The following is a 2002-nucleotide window of genomic DNA, read 5'->3' as shown; positions in this document are numbered from 1 at the left end:
CTGTACTGCCGAGCGGCGGGAAATCTTCAGGTCACCAGCTCGGAATACCATCTGCCTGGCTAGCGCGCCTTCAGTTTCTCGGACCCGCTTGTGCCCAACGTCCGGCCGCGTCATTCGTTGCCAGTTGGGCAGTGCGCGCCGTCGATTTCCTGGCGTTTGGATTCGCTGCTGAAGGAATGACACCGTCGCGTAAACTTTTTCGCCGGACATGCGTTGTCCCTTTTCCAAGCTAAGGAGACAGCCATGCAGATGAAATCGGAAATCGCCGGCGAGGCCGCCAAGCAACGCCACATCCAGCGCGGCATCGATGCCAAGGACAAATCGAAGGACGGCAAGCAGCAAGGCGCCATGCAGGCCGGAGCACGCAAATATCCCGAGCCGCCCTTTCCTGAACAGCACCAGCCGAAGCCGGGGCACGAATGGGCCATTGAGCCGGCGCCGCTCTATGATGCGCCATTCTATATCGGATCAAAAAAACTAGATGGCAAAGTAGCCGTAATCACAGGCGGCGATTCAGGCATCGGCCGAGCCGTGGCCGTGCTCTATGCGCGCGAAGGCGCCGATGTGGCGATCGTCTATCTGTCCGAGGATAAGGACGCCGAAGAGACGAAGAGGGCCGTCGAAGCCGAAGGCCGGCGCTGCATGCTGGTCAAGGCCGACGTCAGCGAACGCGACCACTGCCACAACGCGGTGGCTGAGGTGGTAAAGGAATTTGGCCGGATCGACGTGCTGGTCAACAACGCCGCTTTCCAGATCCATTCCAGCGACTTCAGCGAGCTGACCGAAGAGCATTTCGACACGACGCTGAAGACCAACCTCTACGGTTATTTCCATATGGCGCAGGAGGCCGTGCCGCATATGAAGCCCGGTTCGGCGATCATCAACAGCGGCTCCGTAACCGGCATAGAGGGCTCGAAGCAACTGGTCGACTATTCAATGACCAAGGGCGGCATTCATGCCTTCACGCGCGCGCTCTCGGGCAATCTTATCGAAAAGGGAATTCGGGTGAACTGCGTGGCGCCGGGCCCCGTGTGGACGCCGCTCAACCCGTCTGACAAACAAGCCGGTGACGTTTCGAAGTTCGGCGCAGACACGCCGATGAAACGGCCCGCACAACCGGAGGAGATCGCGCCGGCCTATGTATTCCTCGCCTCACCGCATTGCTCGAGCTACATCACTGGCGAGATATTGCCGATCATCGGCGGCTACTGAGTGCCTGTCGCCCGCTCAGCTCGATCGTCGTGCGACCTCTCGCCTGTGACGATGGTAGCGGCGATCTCAGATATGAAATGGTCGACAGATGTATTTCATTGCCTTGGCGACAGACTATGACGGCACGCTGGCGCACGATGGGATCGTAGCTGAAAAGACGCTTGCTGCTCTCGAACGGGTCAAGAAAAGTGGCCGCAAACTCATCCTCGTCACGGGCCGCGAGCTGCCCGATCTCAAGCGCGTTTTTCCCGAGCTCGGCGTGTTCGACAAGGTCGTCGCCGAAAATGGGGCGTTGATTTACACGCCTGCCAGCGAGGAAGAACGTGCGATCTCACCGGCACCGGCGCCCAAGTTCGTCGACAAGCTGAAGAAACACGGCGTCAAGCCGCTTTCAGTCGGACGGTCGATCGTTGCAACCTGGGAACCACACCAGGCAACAGTTCTTGAGGTCATCAAGGAACTCGGGCTGGAGCTGGAAATCATCTTCAACAAGGGCGCGGTGATGATCCTGCCCAGCGGCATTAACAAAGCAACCGGGCTGGCCGCCGCACTTGAGGACCTCAGGCTGTCGCCACACAATGTGGTCGGTATTGGCGATGCTGAAAACGATCATGCCTTCCTGCAGGCCTGCGGCTGCAGCGTCGCTGTCGACAATGCACTTGCGGCGGTCAAGGATACCGCGGACCTTGTAACGCGCGGCGCGCGTGGAAAAGGCGTCGAGGAGCTGATCGAAAAACTGGTAAAGCGCGATCGGGAATTTGTCCGAAAACGCCGTGACGGCATCCTTCTC

3 protein-coding genes are annotated in these 2002 nt (G+C 59.3%); 2 read left to right on the top strand and 1 reads right to left on the bottom strand.

Features of this window, described 5'->3' with window-relative positions:
* The coding region (locus EOA85_RS38355) for a hypothetical protein (protein ID WP_206523442.1) at positions 1–210 on the bottom strand (210 nt) is incomplete at its 3' end.
* A gap of 33 nt (positions 211–243) precedes the next feature.
* Between EOA85_RS38355 and EOA85_RS33815 the strand changes: the two genes are divergently transcribed.
* The gene (locus EOA85_RS33815; protein WP_029356336.1) at positions 244–1212 is read left to right on the top strand and encodes an SDR family oxidoreductase; all 969 of its coding nucleotides are present in this window, start codon (positions 244–246) and stop codon (positions 1210–1212) included.
* 88 nt (positions 1213–1300) lie between these two features.
* On the top strand, positions 1301–2002 hold a 702-nt coding region (locus EOA85_RS33810; RefSeq protein WP_164760078.1), incomplete at its 3' end, for an HAD family hydrolase.

The sequence above is a fragment of the Mesorhizobium sp. M5C.F.Ca.IN.020.29.1.1 genome (genome assembly GCF_003997375.1).
In the GTDB taxonomy this organism is placed as follows: domain Bacteria; phylum Pseudomonadota; class Alphaproteobacteria; order Rhizobiales; family Rhizobiaceae; genus Mesorhizobium; species Mesorhizobium wenxiniae.
This window is presented reverse-complemented; position numbering and strand designations above follow the sequence as displayed.

Bases quoted from the DNA above. Each gene is read 5' to 3' on its own strand.
- EOA85_RS33815 (WP_029356336.1), top strand. From the start codon at position 244: ATGCAGATGAAATCGGAAATCGCCGGCGAGGCCGCCAAGCAACGCCAC.